The 16226-nt window shown below is 50.0% G+C and carries 15 protein-coding genes; 8 read left to right on the top strand and 7 right to left on the bottom strand.

What is annotated here, in order from left to right:
* Positions 1-91 precede the first annotated feature (91 nt).
* Positions 92-1324: a sugar phosphate nucleotidyltransferase gene (locus Q3O60_RS10440; RefSeq protein WP_305893872.1), complete on the top strand. Its 1233-nt coding sequence runs from the start codon at positions 92-94 to the stop codon at positions 1322-1324.
* 3 nt (positions 1325-1327) lie between these two features.
* Here Q3O60_RS10440 and Q3O60_RS10445 read toward each other — a convergent pair whose 3' ends face one another.
* The gene (locus tag Q3O60_RS10445) at positions 1328-2221 is read right to left on the bottom strand and encodes a tRNA/rRNA methyltransferase (RefSeq protein WP_305893873.1); all 894 of its coding nucleotides are present in this window, start codon (positions 2219-2221) and stop codon (positions 1328-1330) included.
* Positions 2222-2384: 163 nt separating this feature from the next.
* On the opposite strand from Q3O60_RS10445, the gene Q3O60_RS10450 reads away from it, so the two are divergent.
* Both Q3O60_RS10450 and Q3O60_RS10455 read left to right on the top strand, forming a co-directional pair.
* Positions 2385-3236: a 23S rRNA (adenine(2030)-N(6))-methyltransferase RlmJ gene (locus Q3O60_RS10450; RefSeq protein WP_305893874.1), complete on the top strand. Its 852-nt coding sequence runs from the start codon at positions 2385-2387 to the stop codon at positions 3234-3236.
* A gap of 4 nt (positions 3237-3240) precedes the next feature.
* Positions 3241-4041 carry a S1/P1 nuclease gene (locus Q3O60_RS10455; protein ID WP_305893875.1) on the top strand — a complete coding sequence of 267 codons (801 nt, stop codon included), beginning with the start codon at positions 3241-3243 and terminating at the stop codon, positions 4039-4041.
* Here Q3O60_RS10455 and Q3O60_RS10460 read toward each other — a convergent pair.
* Both Q3O60_RS10460 and Q3O60_RS10465 read right to left on the bottom strand, forming a co-directional pair.
* Entirely contained in the window at positions 4038-4586 is a 549-nt protein-coding gene (locus tag Q3O60_RS10460; RefSeq protein WP_305893876.1) for a hydrolase, read from the bottom strand. The two genes, Q3O60_RS10455 and Q3O60_RS10460, sit on opposite strands and share 4 nt — an antisense overlap.
* Positions 4587-4739: 153 nt before the next feature.
* Positions 4740-5063 (bottom strand): DUF440 family protein, encoded by a 324-nt coding sequence (locus Q3O60_RS10465; RefSeq protein WP_305893877.1) that lies wholly within the window; start codon positions 5061-5063, stop codon positions 4740-4742.
* 100 nt (positions 5064-5163) lie between these two features.
* Between Q3O60_RS10465 and Q3O60_RS10470 the strand changes: the two genes are divergently transcribed.
* Together Q3O60_RS10470 and Q3O60_RS10475 are read left to right on the top strand one after the other, a co-directional pair.
* Positions 5164-5994 carry a putative RNA methyltransferase gene (locus tag Q3O60_RS10470; protein ID WP_305893878.1) on the top strand — a complete coding sequence of 277 codons (831 nt, stop codon included), beginning with the start codon at positions 5164-5166 and terminating at the stop codon, positions 5992-5994.
* Positions 5995-6045: 51 nt separating this feature from the next.
* Positions 6046-6462 carry a DUF3429 domain-containing protein gene (locus Q3O60_RS10475; RefSeq protein WP_305893879.1) on the top strand — a complete coding sequence of 139 codons (417 nt, stop codon included), beginning with the start codon at positions 6046-6048 and terminating at the stop codon, positions 6460-6462.
* A 12-nt stretch (positions 6463-6474) separates the two neighbouring features.
* Here the strand turns inward: Q3O60_RS10475 and Q3O60_RS10480 are convergent, their stop codons facing one another.
* From Q3O60_RS10480 to Q3O60_RS10495, 4 genes are read right to left on the bottom strand one after another with little or no spacing between them, the layout of a single operon-like run.
* Positions 6475-7662 carry a serine hydrolase domain-containing protein gene (locus tag Q3O60_RS10480; protein ID WP_305893880.1) on the bottom strand — a complete coding sequence of 396 codons (1188 nt, stop codon included), beginning with the start codon at positions 7660-7662 and terminating at the stop codon, positions 6475-6477.
* A 6-nt stretch (positions 7663-7668) separates the two neighbouring features.
* Complete coding sequence (locus Q3O60_RS10485) at positions 7669-8157, bottom strand: hypothetical protein (protein WP_305893881.1); 489 nt, start codon at positions 8155-8157, stop codon at positions 7669-7671.
* Positions 8158-8190: 33 nt separating this feature from the next.
* A complete protein-coding gene (locus Q3O60_RS10490) occupies positions 8191-9882 on the bottom strand; it encodes an NAD-dependent malic enzyme (protein WP_305893882.1) in 1692 nt (563 codons plus the stop codon).
* A gap of 55 nt (positions 9883-9937) precedes the next feature.
* On the bottom strand, positions 9938-12544 hold the full coding sequence (locus tag Q3O60_RS10495; protein ID WP_305893883.1) for a S8 family serine peptidase: 2607 nt from the start codon (positions 12542-12544) through the stop codon (positions 9938-9940).
* A 191-nt stretch (positions 12545-12735) separates the two neighbouring features.
* Between Q3O60_RS10495 and Q3O60_RS10500 the strand changes: the two genes are divergently transcribed.
* The 3 genes from Q3O60_RS10500 to Q3O60_RS10510 are packed head-to-tail and all read left to right on the top strand — an operon-like array spanning position 12736 to position 16147.
* Positions 12736-14175, top strand: a complete 1440-nt coding sequence (locus Q3O60_RS10500; RefSeq protein ID WP_305893884.1) for an efflux RND transporter periplasmic adaptor subunit — start codon at positions 12736-12738, stop codon at positions 14173-14175.
* Positions 14172-14921: an ABC transporter ATP-binding protein gene (locus Q3O60_RS10505; RefSeq protein WP_305893885.1), complete on the top strand. Its 750-nt coding sequence runs from the start codon at positions 14172-14174 to the stop codon at positions 14919-14921. The genes Q3O60_RS10500 and Q3O60_RS10505 overlap by 4 nt, the downstream gene beginning before the upstream one ends.
* Positions 14918-16147, top strand: a complete 1230-nt coding sequence (locus Q3O60_RS10510) for an ABC transporter permease (RefSeq protein WP_305893886.1) — start codon at positions 14918-14920, stop codon at positions 16145-16147. Before Q3O60_RS10505 ends, Q3O60_RS10510 begins: the two co-directional genes overlap by 4 nt.
* Positions 16148-16226 lie beyond the last annotated feature (79 nt).

The raw sequence follows: 16226 nt of genomic DNA on the forward strand, positions 1-16226 counted from the left end.
AAGCAAAATCCCCACAGTTTGCTATAACTAGGATCCCTTTATTGGCAACTCAGAGGATCGCGAACATGGCTCGTTCAGCACAATTGTTGCCATGAACAGTAACGAAGCAACCAGATTGCTTTCCATCGTGCTTGCCGGTGGCAAAGGCAATCGTTTGCGTCCTTTAACCAGCCATTGTGCCAAACCAGCCGTGCCTTTTGCCGGCCATTATCGCATTATTGATTTCGTGCTAAGCAACTGCATTAACTCCGGCTGCCATGACGTCTTGTTACTCAGTCAGTATGAAGCTTCGGGGTTACACCACTACGTGCAGCAGCACTGGCAAGCAAGCCCTTATGCTAAAACGATCCAATTAGTCGCAGCCCCTGCTGATGCCAATACCGGGACGGCTGGTGCGGTTTATCAACAACTGGATCGCATTACTAAAAGTTCAGCGACCCATTTATGTGTGTTAAGTGCCGATCACATCTATAAAATGGATTTTCGGCAAATGCTGGATTTTCATGAACGCAAGCAAGCCTGTTTAACCGTGGCCGCTATCCCCGTTCCCGTCGCTATAGCTCATCACTTTGGCGTCATAGCATTAAATAGTGCGGGTCGGATGACAGGTTTTATTGAAAAACCATCTGCAGAACAAGCACAACAGTTAGCCAACGCTGACGGTATGGTACTCGCCTCAATGGGAAACTATATTTTTAATCGTCATTGCTTGCTTAAAGTGCTGCAACAAGATGCCGCTGAACCAAACTCACAGCACGATTTTGGGCATGACATCATTCCACGGATGTATCCGGATGAGCCGGTTTATGTGTACGAATTTTTAGCCAATACCATTCTCGGAGAAGAGGGCAACCAAGCACATTACTGGCGTGACGTCGGTACTTTAGATGCATTTTATCAAGCCCATATGGACTTGCTGGGCCCCTGCCCAAAAGTGCGATTACGCAATCGTTTCTGGCCCATTTCGGGCCCAATCGATGCTCTTCCGCCCAGTTATATTGCTGGCTCCGAGCAATCAGGGGTTCAAATCCAAGACAGTTTAATTTCTGCCGGATGTGAGCTATCACACGCCCATATCCGACATAGTGTACTCGGCCCCAATTGTCGGGTTCATCAACAGGCGCAGCTGGATCACTGCGTGCTATTAGGCAATGTAGAGGTCGGTGCAAATGCGCGACTACAACGCTGTATTGTTGCAGAAAACAGTAGTATTGCGCCCTACAGCTTAATTGGCCATGAGTCCGGTTTAGATCAACAGCGCTTTGAATGCACTGAGTCAGGAGTCATAGTGGTACCGGCTAACAGTCGTGTCGGTTATCATTAATGGTTACTCAGCGTGATGCTGCCGAAACCACTCCCCCACAATCAGAGCGGCAGCAACCCCAACATTTAACGACTCGACCTTACCTGTTCCAGGGATTTTTAGCAGTACATCGGCTTTTTGCGCCACTTGCTTCGACACGCCAAACATCTCTTCGCCAAAGACCATCACCGCTTTGGCTGGCAAGGCGAGTTGATATAATGATTCACCCTTATGGCTTGATGTACTCAGCAACTGATAACCCGCTTTTTGGCATTGCAACAAGGCTGCTGGTAACTGCGTACAACGTACCCCTTCAACAAACTCAGCTCCCCCTGCCGCCGTTCGAACCGCAGCACCAGAATGCAGTAGCTGTGCATCGGCCATTAACAGCGCTTTGACACCAAAATGAGCGCAGGTGCGGGCAATGGCGCCCAAATTATGTGGATTACTGACGCCATCGAGCGCTAGAATCAGATCTTGTTTGCTGCGTTTAGTCGCTCGCAGATAGGTGTCGATGGAACGGCTTTCAGGTTGCTTCACCAGCAACACTACACCACCATGATGTTGACTGCCTGCAACCTTCTCCAGCTCAGCATCAGCGACGATATGATAGGCTTTTTTCTGCTTAGCCAGGTACTTCATCATGGCTGCACATTTTGGCGCCATCGCCTCATTGACATACAAACGAATAATCGCCTCCGGCCGCTCGGCAAACAACACCAGGCAGGCTTTTTCGCCATAGACTTTTTGCTCATGCTCACGGCCTGATGCTGCTCGTTTGGGCTCTCCGCGCTTAGGCTCAGCGCGGCTAAACTCTCCCCGGCTTGCATCGGCTCGAGCTGGCCCTTTACGCCCGTGGTTCGATGGTTTTTTGCTGGTTTTCGTAGCAGGTTTGCTTCGAGGTGGAACACGTGACATAAGAGCAACCTTGGCAGATAGTGGATACAAGCTGCATTGTACTGTATCCCCGTTGCCTTTCAAAATACACGGCGATAGCCGCGGAAAAACCGATAGCCAGCATGACAAAATAACCAGAAACCGCTATGCTATCAGGCCATTTTCTCTGAAGAGATCTGCCTTCATGCTCAGTTATCGTCACAGTTTTCATGCGGGCAACTTTGCCGATGTGTTAAAGCACTTGGTTCAAGTCGCCATCATTGACTATCTGAAAAAGAAGGATAAGCCTTTTTGCTATCATGACACCCATTCAGGGGCTGGTCTTTACAGCCTTGAAAGTGAGCATGCGACCAAAACCGGCGAGTTTCATTCGGGCATTGGTCAGCTATTCCAACAGCCAGTGCCAACTGCATTAGAACACAGCCCGGCTGCTCGCTATCTGAGCGTGATCCACCAGCTGAACCCAGAGCAAGAGCTATTATTCTACCCGGGCTCCCCCTCCATCGCCGCACAAATGCTGCGACCACAAGACCAGTTGCAACTGACCGAGCTGCACCCAACCGACTTCGCATTGTTGCAACAGCATCTGGCTGGCCGCAAACATTGTCGTGTTGAAAAAATGGATGCATGGGCTGGCATCAAAGCTATGCTGCCTCCACTCAGTAAGCGCGGTCTGGTCTTAATTGATCCGCCTTATGAGCTCAAACATGAATACGATGATGTAGTGCAGGGGCTACAGCACGCTCTAAAACGCTTTGCCAATGGCACCTATGCCATTTGGTACCCGGTGATCGAACGCGAAGCCATTGAGCGCTTTGTCAGCCAAATTGCGGCATTGCCTGTAACAGACTTACTGAGGGTAGAATGGTGTCCGAAAGCCGACAGCGACGGATACGGCATGACTGGCAGTGGCATGCTGGTAATTAACCCCCCCTATATTCTGGCGGAACAGTGCCGGCAACTACTGCCTTGGTTGCAACAGCAACTCGGCGATGCCGGCCCTGCTCAGGTCACTCAATTGATTGCAGAGGCGTAATAGTATGCAACTAACGATGATTCGCACGCTGTGTTTATCTTTCCTGCTGTTCAGCGGTAGCAGCCTCGCCTTTGGCCAAATCGGTCATCGCATGATTTGTGAACTGGCTTATGAAATGTTATCGCCCAACCAACAAACTCGCGTAGATGCCTTGCTAGAACATACCGAGTTTGACCAGTTCCCACCCGCCTGTGTTTGGGCAGACCGCCTACGGGGTCAGGAGGCTTATGATTTTGCCCGTCCGCATCATTACGTTAATATTAGCCGCGGCGATACCGAAATCACCATGGAGCATTGCCCGGACTATGGCTGTGTGCTCTCTGCAATTAAGCAGCATGTTGCCACGCTAGAGCGAGATAGCTACTCGGCTGATGCGGCCAAATCATTGAAGTTTCTTAGCCATTTTGTTGGTGATTTACATCAACCGCTGCATGTCGGTTACGATTTTGACCGTGGTGGCAATGACACAGGCGTGATTTTTATGGGCGAAGTTCGAAATCTGCATGGTATCTGGGATACCGGTATGCTGTTGCAACTGGGCTTTCAAGATTATCAAGCCAGCATCGACCGTCTACGGCCTCGTTTGACCGAAGCTGCGCTAAACCAATGGCAGCAGGGCGAGGTCTTGGATTGGGCCAATGAATCAGTGAAAATTGTCCAGCAGATTTATGCTGAGCATGAGCCGGGAAAACCGTTAGATCAGAGTTATGCATTGCGACATCAAGAGACCCTTGAAACTCGATTGCTACAGGCTTCAGCACGATTAGCCTGGCTGCTGCAACAACTGTGGCCAGACGAAAATTAGCGGATCCAGCCCTGATGAATTTGCCGGAAAGTATCGGTACCGGCACATTCCAGCCATTCAAAAGCTAGCATTTCACGGTTAATGATGACAGCGCCAGCTTGTTGCAAGCGGGCTAGCGCTTGTTCTTTGTGCCTTGCATCGCGAGAACCAACCGCATCTTCAACCAAAAACACCTGATAACCGGCTGCTAATAGATCCATCGCGGTCTGCAGTACACAAACATGGGTTTCTGTGCCGAGCAGGATCAGCTGCTTGCGTTGCAACTGCGCGACTTTGCGGCGAAAGGCTTCTTCTTTAAAGGCACTGAAGTGTATTTTTTCTATCACGGCGTGTTCAGGCAATAACTCAGCCAACACTGGAACCGTGGTACCTAACCCCTCCGGGTATTGTTCCGTAGCAATGATAGGCACGTCGAGTTGCAAAGCCACCTGCAACACCCAGGCGGCAGAGTTTTCTACATCGCGACCATGATCGATGGCAGGTGCCAGCCGACTTTGGATATCAATCAGTACCACTACACTTTGATCCCGTTCCAGCAATAGCATAACCTGCACACCTATATTGGATTTTTATCTATTCAAGCTAGCAGAAAGCAGTCTGCTTGCCTAGTTGCACCATGGTCGTAGATGCTCTTGCTCCTTGTTATATGGAGGCGATGGTTCTCACCGTTATTGCCCCCGCCGCTCTTTTTCTCTCGGCTACTGCCCTCGCCATTGTGCGAAACACTCGGTTTCGTCTTTATCGCGATTCAGTAGCAAACGAGCCAGAACTTTATCCGGCTCACCTTCAGTACCCGTCAGGCCAATCCATGCTTCTACGTGCATCGCTTGATCCAGCTCTATTGGATAGAGATCTTCCCAACTATCATCTGGCTTTTTTAAATCAACAAAACCATTGGCCAGATGCTGTTGCTGATAGGCGGTATAATCCTCAGCAGTTAAGTTATCTGAGGCCAGTTCTTCAAAAATATCAAAGGCGTGATCGCAAAGCTCATCCAGCGACCACTGCAAGCTATCTGTCATGGTGGTTATCTCAAAAAAAAATCTGCCAATATAATAGCAAGTTTCCTGCCAAGGCACAGCCTGATACTATAGGCACATTGTTGCTGCTTTGAAAAACCCGATGACCAGTCTCTTGCCACAAACCAGTACTCCGTTCCGCTGTCCAATCTGCCACGCTCTATTGCAGCGGGCTGATCGGCATTACTATTGCGAGAATCATCATCATTTTGATGTCGCCAAAGAAGGCTATGTCAACTTACTACCGGTACAGCACAAAAACTCCAAACAACCGGGTGACAGCAAAGCCATGTTGCAGCAGCGCCGCCTGTTTCTGCAATCTGGCGCTTATCAACCCTTGGTCGATGACCTGCTCAACGTCATTGATGCATTACAACCCACTTGTTTACTGGATTCAGGCTGCGGCGAAGGGTACTACAGCAGGCAACTGCGAAAACGACTGCCCACCACAACCGAACTGCATGCGATGGATATTTCCAAAGCTGCCATTCAGTTAGCGGCTAAGCATGGTTCAGGGATTCACTTCTGTGTTGCCAGCGCGAAAGAGCTGCCCTACCCGGCAGCCAGTTTTGATGCCATCTTACTGTTGTGCGCGCCATTTCAAACCAGTGAGTTGCAGCGCGTGCTGCAAGATCAGGCTGCACTGGTGTTGGTATCAGCCGCACCGCAGCATTTACTTGAGTTTAAGCAAGGGATCTATCAAGACGTTAAGCTGCATAGCGATGCCATCCGAGCCATTGATGGCTTTGTCCATCAGCAGCGCCAACGCTGCTCATTTGAGCTGAACTCACTATCTCCTGAGAGCTATCTGAGTTTATTGAACATGATGCCACTAGGTTGGAAACTGACGGAAGCACAAAAGCAGGTGCTATGTGCTCGCTTGACAACATTACAGGCAGATTTTTATATTGATGTGTATTGCAAGGGATCGTAAAGCTCGTACTTTGCGTATCATAGGGCGTGTAACTTACAGAAGGAGTCCGAAGTGACTTACCCTCGCCTTTTAGGTTTTGCTGGCATTGCGCCATTTTATCTTAGTTTGGCTGCTGTGTTGCTGTGGCCACAAAGTCAGCTGGCACTGGTGGCATTGGTGGGTTATGCCGCCGTCATATTAAGCTTTCTTGGCGCCGTTCACTGGGGCTTGGCTATGCAGATGGATGACGCCGCTCAGGCCAGACGCAGCTATGTATTTAGCGTCGTACCCGCCCTGCTGGGCTGGTTGGCATTGATTGCCCCTTTCCAACCAGCCTTGATCATGTTGGCAGCCGGTTTTGGCTGGGTCTGGCTACGTGAATACCAGAATCCACCTGTTGCTATGCCAGCCTGGTATCGCCAGCTTAGAGGTATGCTGACAGCTTTGGTGTTACCCGCTTTAGTTCTTGGCGCTATTTTTAGTGGCTAAGCGAGGAAGCCATTATTCTTCTTCGCTTAACAACTGATCGGCTAAAGCTTGTTCAGCTTCTGCGATATGAATGGCATCAAACACCTGTGACCAGAAAAAAGTGCTTAACTCGCTGACAATATTGCTTTCTGCATTGAGCAAAATCACCAAACCGACCTGACGATCTTTGGAATAGGCTACATCGGCACGAAAACCGCGTACCCAACCACCATGATAGACCAGTTCTTCGTCTCCAAACTGATAGACCCGCCACCCTAAAGCATAATGTGCATCCTGAATAAATTGCCGCCAATGACCACGGCGCAAGTCCCGGCTGGTACGTACCCGTTTATCGGTGATATGTGCCAGGATATGCTCTGGCATCACATCAGGATAATGCCCCAGTTGTGCCATCACCCAGTGACTCAGATCCATCGCACTGGCGTTAACACCGGCGGCAGGTGCAAACCGATAATAACTCGGTACCACCGTACTCTGATACCAACCACCACGTGCACGCACGTGAGGCAAGGCTTTATTTTCTGTCGCCATAAAAGGATCCATCCCTACCGAGGCCGTTGGCATTTGCAGCGGGGTAAAAATAAGCTCCTGCATCAAGGTCGTATAATCTTTTTGTGTAGTTTGCTGAACGATGGGTTCGATCAAGCTAAACAGTACATTCTGATAGCCATAGCAATCACCAGGATTACACATAGGGTCAATTTTTTTAAAATGTGGAATGATGCGATCAGGCAATACATTGGCTTCAATCAGATTATCGTAAGCATTGGGCATCACGCCGGTACTTTGTGATAACAGATGCTCAACCTGCAAGCCTTGATTAAAACGAGGGCTTCGGAATGAAAAATCTGGCACATAATTAATAACCGGATCATCCCAGCGAAAATGCCCTTGATCGGCCAAAACTGCAGCTAAGCCAGCTGCAAAGGTTTTTGAGACGGAAGCGATCCTAAATACGGTATAAGGGTCGACTGTATCTTCACTCCCCCTTGCCCGGACGCCAATACCTCGTACGCGTACAATTTGATCGCCTTCAATGATGGCATACACGCCACCCGGGATCAGATGTTCAGCCAACTGTTGCTCAAAATAACGATCAAACTCGACCGCCACCTGAGTGACGGGTGCAGTTGTTGCTGTGGTACTTAAGCTCGTGAGCACTCCAAGCATGCTCAGTGCAACCAACAGGTGTGATTTCATAAATAATTACTTAAAATCAGCAGTGTGGCGAAACAAAGGTTGATCATTCATAAAAGGAACCTCTTCTGCAACATGGCAAGCTAAGCAGGCGCTGCGGGCTTGTTGAAAACGCTGTTGAATCGCTTGGCGATCGTCGCTGGTTAGTTGCTCTTTCAATTCTGGCCACGCGGTCTCCAGAAAGAGCCCTTTTGCATTGGCGGCCCGCCCCGGCCGGCGCAAGTAGCCTAATTCAATCGCTCCTCTCAACTTATCCCAATGATAACTCGCCAAGGCATAGTTGCCATCCTTTATGGCATCATAAGTATGCTGATATCGATCACCTACCTCAGCCATTGCGCCTGAAAAGCCAGCAAACATTTGCTCTACGCGTTTAAACCGCTCTTCATCGTTTTCTGCATCCAGCAGCCAATGGTTAGTTGCTTTGGGCTCTGCGCCAGCTATTCCACTAACGAATAACGCAACCAAGGCGCTGCTGGTAATCATTGAAAAGTTCATCTGAACCTCCTGCTGTGGCGACGGATACGTTGATTAAAAGCTGACTCGTTTAAACTCACGATACTCTGGTCGCCAGAAATTAGCTTCTATTTGATCCTGCAGTTGATTGTCACTAATTTCAAGTGCTAATCCTTGTTGCTGTGCAACTTTACCCACCGCAAAAGCAATTCGCTTGCTTAATTGAGCCAGCGAGGTCAGCGAGGGCAGCAACTCACCTTCGCCGGTGTTAGCCAATGGCGACGCCGCTGCCAGTGTTTCACTTGCCGCCATCAACATTTCATCGCTAATACGCTTCGCTTTCACGGCAATTACGCCAAGGCCGATGCCGGGGAAAATATAACTGTTGTTGCACTGCGCTACCGGAAAGCTCTTGCCATGATACTGAACCGGAGCAAAGGGGCTGCCGGTCGCTAAAATCACCTGACCTTCGGTCCATGCAATCACTTGCTCAGGAGTGGCTTCGACCTGCCTCGATGGGTTGCTGAGCGGGAAAATAATCGGTAAATCACAGCCTTTATGCATTGCACGCACGACTTGCTCACTGAATAAACCCGGCTGGCCTGAAACACCAATCAACACCGTGGGTTTAGCACAGTTCATCACATCCAACAACGAAGCGTAATCGCCACTGTAGTTCCAATCGGCCAGAGCATCGTTGCTTTGCACTAATTTCTCTTGAAAGTCACGCAACCCTGTCATGCCTTCGCTCAGTAAGCCAAAGCGATCCACCATAAATACCTGAGAACGTGCCTGTTGCTCTGATAACCCCTCGGCCTGCATTTGCGTAATAACTTGCTCAGCAATGCCACAACCAGCCGAGCCGGCGCCTACAAAAACCACACGCTGCTCCGATAGCTTTTGCTTTTTCACCCGACTGGCCGCCAGCAACGAACCAACCGTTACGGCAGCTGTGCCTTGCACATCGTCGTTAAAGCAGCAGTACTTGTCACGGTAACGCTGCAGAATCGGCATAGCATTAGGCTGAGCAAAGTCTTCAAACTGGATCATTGCCTCCGGCCAGCGCTTGTGGACGGCATGCATAAATTGATCAACAAAGGCATCGTACTCGGCTTGCTCAATACGTTTATGCCGCGCTCCCATGTACATGGGGTCGTTCAATAGTTTTTCATTGTTGGTACCGACATCCAACACCACTGGTAAGGTATAAGCTGGGCTAATGCCGCCACAGGCGGTATACAAAGATAGTTTACCAATCGAGATCCCCATACCACCGATACCCTGGTCACCTAAGCCCAGTACACGTTCCCCATCAGTCACCACAATCACTTTTACTTTTGGCTTGGTGGCATTACGTAAGATAGCATCCAATTGATCGCGCTCTGCATAGGATACAAACAAGCCACGCTTGCTGCGGTAAATATCGGAAAATCGCTCGCAGGCATCGCCGACAGTTGGCGTATAAATAATAGGCAGCATTTCAGGTAAATGTTCTTGCACCAGGCGGAAGAACAAGGTTTCATTTTTATCCTGAATGGCACGCAAATAAATGTGTTTATTGATGGTGTTTTCAAAGCTGGAGTACTGCATGTAGGCACGTTTTACCTGCTCTTCAATACTCTCGTAGCGCGGAGGTAATAAACCTGTCAGGTTAAAAGCTTCCCGCTCTTCTTTGCTGAAGGCACTGCCTTTATTCAACAGAGGTGTTTCCAATAACGCCGGTCCGGCATAGGGAATATAGAGTGGACCTTTTACACGGGTCGTCATAACAGCGTTTCCTTATCCAGTATGACCCTGTGACTTGAAGATGCAGCAATATCGGCTACATTTTCAATGTCACAGGTACATCATGTTTAAATTTGGTGGGCGAGTATACCCGATCAGCTAAGACCCGGCCAATCAAGATCAGCAGACAAACCAACCACAACCAAAGAGCAGCTCCGCCTGACGATGCATCTGGCGGAGGTACGGCTTGCACGGTAATACTGACGGTATCTTCACTACTGCTGCGCAAATCACTGGCACGAACACGAAAGCTTAGGGTCACCGTTTGCGAGGGTGATGGGCTGGTAAAACTCGGTTGCAAGGTATCGGCAGCAGTTAAAGCGACCGTGGGGCCTGAGAACTGGAGCCACTGGAAGCTCAAACGCTCACCATCTGCATCGGATGCCGTGCCTTGCAAAGTGACCTGGCTGCCCGCAGCTACAGTTCTCGCTGACCCCGCACTCACCTGCGGAGCTTGATTTGGACAGTCATCATTAACCCATAGGTTAGGGATAGCTTGCAGCCATTGGTAATACTCAGCGTTTCTGGGCTCGCATAAATCAGTGTCGCGATAATCAAAGTAATTCAATGACGATAAATCGGTCAGACGACTGGGTAGCTCACCTTGCAAAAAGTTATCCGACAGATCCAGCCATTGCAATGCAGTCAACTCACTGACCGCAGCAGGCAAGGAGCCACTAAGCGCATTCGAAGCGAGATCCAATCGCTGCAAACTTTGCAGCTGATGAATATCAGATGGCAGTGAGCCAGTCAGACCATTGCCACTTAAATCCAGCCGCTGCAAAGCTGATAACTGAACGAAGCTAGCCGGAATAGAGCCAGTTAAGTTGTTGTCCGCTAACTCAATTGCCGTGACTTGACTGCCTTGGCACTGCACGCCAAACCAACTGCATGGCATATTATTTTGCAGCCAACCACTGCGCTCAAACCAGCCAGGTCCAGTCGTTTGGTAGTAAAGTTCAACCAGAGCATCGCATTGCTGTTCAGAGACTTCGGTAACATTCATCTCACTGCAGTACTCGGGTCGACGCACTTCAACCTGAACCGCTCCATCCGGAAAATTCAACTCAGCTGCCGTGCCAGAAAAAAACCAACGCCCAGTGTAAATGCCATCGCCCGCATGCGCATCTTCAGCCTGACCATCATCATTGAGTTGCAGAATCTCCATACTGTCACTGACCGTGATGGCAGGCAACGCAATGGCACCATCGCAGTTGATTGCCATCGCCTTGACATCGATCCAACTGCCTGCCTCGGCATAGACAATATCGGTCTCTGGTGCCAGGCGCCGCAGTAACTGCTGATCCTGACAATTCATAGCTCCGCCGCTATCACCATCGGCGGCAAGTGTCAGGTTGCCGCTCATGGTGTAATCACGCACTAACGGATCGGTTGCGGCCGATGCTCCGACCAAAATACTCGATTTAATGCGCTGCATATCAGCGGCTGGCTGAGCCGCTTTAATCAGTGCAGCCAAGCCAGCTACGACTGGCCCAGCCATAGAGGTACCAGAAGAAGTCGCGTATTGATTACCCAAAAAAGTGCTGAGCATTTGCACGCCGGGGGCAGATATAGCCACATGCTGGCGGCCATAATTAGCAAAACCTGCACGCTGACCTTGCTGATCGTGCGCCGTTACACTGATCACATTGGGTAGATCGAAAGCCGCGGGGTAAAAGGGAATCGCATTGCCGCTATTACCGGCACTGGCAACAAACAAGATGCCAGCATCATAATGCGCTTGCACAGCTTGATACAGGCTTTGTGAAAACTGTGCACTGCCCCATGAATTATTGCTCGCCACAATGGGTATGGCATGATTCACTTTTAAATCGAGTACATAGTCTAAACACTCAATGGCATCGCTGGTGAAACCGTCGCCTTCATCATCCAGAAACTTGCAAGGCAGCAGCTGCAGTTGCCAATTGACCCCAGCCACTCCCTGACTGTTATTGCCTGCTGCGGCAATAAGGCCCGCAATCAGGGTACCATGCCCATCGTCATCCATGGGGTCCGAGGTATTGTTGGCCGTATCAATACCACGAATATCATCAATGTAACCATTGCCGCTATCATCCTGACCATTGTCTTGCTCCAGCGGATTACGCCAGATGTTATCTTGTAAATCAGGATGATTGTAATCAATACCAGTATCAATCACGGCCACCACGACATTCGGATCCCCTGTGGTTTGCTGCCAGGCCTGCTCAGCCTGAATGCCCGGCAAGGCTTGCAGGTGCCACTGCTCATCGTACAGTGGATCATTGGGTTGCTGTGTTTTTCGTACCCGGTAATCACGCTCAACCTGAAGCACTTCAGGTAAATCCATTAAGGCTTGCATGGTTTGTTCGAGGCTTTGCCCATTGGGGCGATGGACAATGACCTGTCTTGGTAGATGTTCGAAGTGCTCTGCCTGCTGCAACAAGCTGCGCTGTGATGGCTCGGTGGCTGCCTGAGCAGTACTGACTCTGTCGCTTTGCTTATCGTGTCGCAAAATTACCAGCAGTCGATCGGGGTGATAAGCAGCACTTGCTTTTGCATGAGTATCGACAACAGCATACACAGGCTCAGCAGCACGAAGCTGAGTTGTCAGCATCATGCTCATGGCCAGAAAAAAAGTACCATAACGGCTAAAAGTCATCATAAAACGGCTCACATCTAAAGAACTTTATTAAGGATAGTACCAAAGCTTGAGACGAACCGATCATTTTTCGGGCTAAAACACGTTAATGGGCCGACCTTTACACAACCTTTACGCTGTATGGTATTGGCGGCTTGTTAAAAGCTTCATATAGTTGATTTTATTATCTACGGTACGATTTTTTGGAGAGTTTTGTGCGTTATAGCATCATTGCAGCAGTTATTGTCGCCATAGTGGCTTTTTTGTGGTGGCCAACCTCAACCACTGAGCGGTTGCTTTACCAAACTCAAGGCGTCACTCACGGTGATATTGAAAGCCTGGTCAATACCGCTGGTACTACACGAGCAGTAGTCACGGTGGAAGTAGGTTCAGAAGTGTCTGGGCTTATCACCGACATCTACGCCGATTTTAACGCCGATGTAGAACAAGGCCAGTTGATTGCTCAGCTGGATAACCGTAGCTTTTTAGCCCGCGTGCGCCAGGCAGAAGCCGATATCCTGATGAGCGACGCCAATGTTAGCCAGCAAGCGGCCAATGTCACCAAAGCTGAAGCCGAGTTATCCCGACTAGAGCGTGCCTATCAGCGCCAATTGCAACTGATGCAACAAAACCTGACCAACCAAACTGAGGTAGACAATGCTTTAGCCAATTTTGAAGTTGCTAAAGCGCAGATCTTGGTCAGCCAGGCACAGTTGCAAAGTGCCAAAGCACAACTCACTCAGCGTGAGGCACAGTTAGAGCAGCACCAGCTCGATCTGGATCGCACCCAAATCCGTTCCCCCGTCAATGGCACTGTGATTGATCGCCAAGTCGATGTTGGTCAAACGGTCGCGGCCAGCCTGTCAGCCCCCACCCTGTTTACCATTGCGCAAGACTTATCCGAAATGCAAATTGAAGCCGATGTTGATGAAGCGGATATCGGCAAAATAGCAGCTGGACAGCAAGTGCGCTTTCAAGTGGATGCCCACCCGGATCGCCAATTTCGTGGTGTTGTATCGCAAGTTCGAAAAGCAGCCACCAATGTTGCCAATGTGGTCACCTACAAAGTCATTATTGAAGCACCCAATCGGCAGCAGTTGCTCTTACCCGGCATGACCGCCAATCTGAACTTTGTGATTGGCCAGCAGCAAGATGTACTGCGTGTACCGAATGCTGCGCTGCGCTTTCGCCCGGCAGGGGCTCAGCAAAGTGCAGCACAAACACCTGATCGCACGACTGAGTTGGTGCAACAACTCGATTTACCCAACGACAAACAGCGAAAAGTGCAAACCCTTTTACGCGACTTTAATCAGAACCTGCAGAGCGTACGTAGCCAGCAAAGCAATAACCCTATGGCCAATCCCCGGCAGCAGTTTCAACAACTGCGCCAAGCGCTCAACAATGAACTTCGTATGGTGTTATCGGAAGAGGAGTTCAATCGCTACCAGCAGCTGATGTCAGCTCAACGAGAACAACGCCAGGGCCGCGAACAGCAGGGTCGCTCTGCTGAAGTTTGGGTACTGAATGCACAGCAGCAACCAGAGCTGCGTCGTATTCAGGTCGGTTTGGCCAACGACGAGTATGCCGAGGTATTGTCTGGTGAGCTGCAAACAGGTGATGCTGTCATTGTACGAGCAGTAAGGGCTGGCTCATGATTCAGGCCGTCATCGAAAGCATTGCCATTACCAAAAGTTATCAAATGGGTTCGCAGCAGGTTCAGGCGTTAGCCGGGGTCGATGTGCATATTCAGGCTGGAGAATTTATTGCCGTGATGGGGCCATCCGGCTCAGGTAAATCAACCTTTATGAATATGTTGGGTTGTCTTGACTCGCCAAGCTCTGGCGAGATCCGTATTCAAGGCGAAAATGTCACCCACCTATCAGCAGCACAATTGGCAAGGATCCGTAATCGTTACATTGGCTTTGTTTTCCAGCAGTTTAATTTGCTGCCACGTACCAGTGCATTGGACAATGTGATGCTACCGTTGCTGTATCGCCCCGATCACAGCGATGCGGAATCGTTTGCCATTGAGTGCTTAAAACGCGTTGGTCTGGCCGAACGGATGGATCACCATCCTTCGCAACTTTCCGGCGGCCAACAACAACGGGTCGCCATCGCCCGGGCATTGGTCAATCAACCCGCGGTACTGCTGGCCGATGAACCAACCGGTGCGCTTGATACCGAAACCGGACTTGAAATTATGCAGTTGTTTCAACAACTGCATAGTGAAGGTAAAACCATTGTATTGGTGACGCATGAACCAGAAATTGCCGCTTTCGCCAGTCGACAACTTATTTTCCGCGATGGCCGCTTGCAAAGTGATAAAAGGGTGCAACCTGCTTCGGCGACCGAACATTTACAGCGCTATCGCCAGCAAAAATCACAAGAGGGGCTGGCATGAAGTGGCTGTTGTTATTTAAAGTTGCCTGGGTTGCGCTGCAAGTGAACCTGATGCGCAGTATTTTAACCATGCTCGGTATTATCATTGGCGTGGCGGCGGTGATTATCATGTTAGCACTGGGCGCTGGTGCGCAATACGAAGTCGACCAGCAAATTAAAAGTCTGGGTGGCAACGTGTTTATTGTCTTTGCCCGGGGTCGTGCCACCTCTGGCGCTCGTGGTGCTGCGGGTTCAGTGCAGACCTTAACTGAGATGGATGCCGAAGCCATTGAGCAGCAGATTCCGCAAGTCACCGTGGCGGCCCCAACCATGTGGGCCAATGCGCAGGTGATTTATGGCAACCTGAACTGGGCGCCAAGTATTCAGGGCGTCGATAACCGTATTTTTAGTGCCCAAAACTGGCAATTGAACCAAGGTCGTGAATTCTCGGCTGCCGAGCTAAGTAGCTCCGGCCGGGTCGCCATTATTGGTGCCACGGTGCAACGTGAGTTATTTGGAGCCTCCGATCCGATTGGTCAATCCATTCGGGTCGATCGGGTGCCGGTCACTGTGATTGGCGTGCTGGATGCCAAAGGTCAGAATACCCAAGGCAATGATCAGGACGATTTAATTTTTATGCCACTGGATACGGTGCGTAAACGTATTTCAGGCCGCACCCTGGCCAGCCCCAGAGCGGTTCGCTCCATTATCGTGCAGGTGGCAGACGAGCGTGATATGGCACTGGTGGAACAAGAGCTGGAATCACTGCTGCGTCAACGATTGCGTACCACCGGCAGCGATGATCCTTTTCGCATCCGCAACTTATCCGAGATGGTCGAAACCCGGGCTCGCACCATGCAAATATTTAATGGCTTGCTGGCGGCAGTTGCCTCGGTTTCGTTGCTGGTAGGCGGCATTGGCATCATGAATATCATGCTGGTGTCAGTAACCGAGCGTACCCGTGAAATTGGCTTGCGGATGGCGGTGGGTGCAGAACCCGGCGATATCATGAAACAATTTTTGATCGAAGCCATGCTGATGTGCAGTTTGGGTGGTTTTCTTGGCCTTAGTATTGCGCTGCTGGTCACCAAAGGCTTGGAGAAATTTGCCGGCTTTACCGCCATTATTCAACCAGAAGTGGTGCTGCTGAGCATCGGGTTTTCAGCACTGATCGGTATATTCTTTGGCTATTACCCTGCCCGAAAAGCGTCGCGACTACAACCGATTGATGCCCTGCGGCATGAGTAAAAAATAGGCTGTTCTATTTTTGAAGAACAATGATGCTTTTTTCAGTTCTTGCATTACATGCTGGAAAAGCATCTTTCTT

It is taken from the genome of Alkalimonas collagenimarina, from assembly GCF_030717845.1.
In the GTDB taxonomy this organism is placed as follows: domain Bacteria; phylum Pseudomonadota; class Gammaproteobacteria; order Enterobacterales; family Alteromonadaceae; genus Alkalimonas; species Alkalimonas collagenimarina.

Coding starts and splice junctions, on each gene's coding strand:
- Q3O60_RS10445 (WP_305893873.1), bottom strand. CDS start 2,221: ATGTCACGTGTTCCACCTCGAAGCAAACCTGCTACGAAAACCAGCAAA.
- Q3O60_RS10510 (WP_305893886.1), top strand. CDS start 14,918: ATGAAGTGGCTGTTGTTATTTAAAGTTGCCTGGGTTGCGCTGCAAGTG.
- Q3O60_RS10455 (WP_305893875.1), top strand. CDS start 3,241: ATGCAACTAACGATGATTCGCACGCTGTGTTTATCTTTCCTGCTGTTC.
- Q3O60_RS10450 (WP_305893874.1), top strand. CDS start 2,385: ATGCTCAGTTATCGTCACAGTTTTCATGCGGGCAACTTTGCCGATGTG.
- Q3O60_RS10490 (WP_305893882.1), bottom strand. CDS start 9,882: ATGACGACCCGTGTAAAAGGTCCACTCTATATTCCCTATGCCGGACCG.
- Q3O60_RS10485 (WP_305893881.1), bottom strand. CDS start 8,157: ATGAACTTTTCAATGATTACCAGCAGCGCCTTGGTTGCGTTATTCGTT.
- Q3O60_RS10495 (WP_305893883.1), bottom strand. CDS start 12,544: ATGATGACTTTTAGCCGTTATGGTACTTTTTTTCTGGCCATGAGCATG.
- Q3O60_RS10470 (WP_305893878.1), top strand. CDS start 5,164: ATGACCAGTCTCTTGCCACAAACCAGTACTCCGTTCCGCTGTCCAATC.
- Q3O60_RS10480 (WP_305893880.1), bottom strand. CDS start 7,662: ATGAAATCACACCTGTTGGTTGCACTGAGCATGCTTGGAGTGCTCACG.
- Q3O60_RS10505 (WP_305893885.1), top strand. CDS start 14,172: ATGATTCAGGCCGTCATCGAAAGCATTGCCATTACCAAAAGTTATCAA.
- Q3O60_RS10440 (WP_305893872.1), top strand. CDS start 92: ATGAACAGTAACGAAGCAACCAGATTGCTTTCCATCGTGCTTGCCGGT.
- Q3O60_RS10460 (WP_305893876.1), bottom strand. CDS start 4,586: ATGCTATTGCTGGAACGGGATCAAAGTGTAGTGGTACTGATTGATATC.
- Q3O60_RS10465 (WP_305893877.1), bottom strand. CDS start 5,063: ATGACAGATAGCTTGCAGTGGTCGCTGGATGAGCTTTGCGATCACGCC.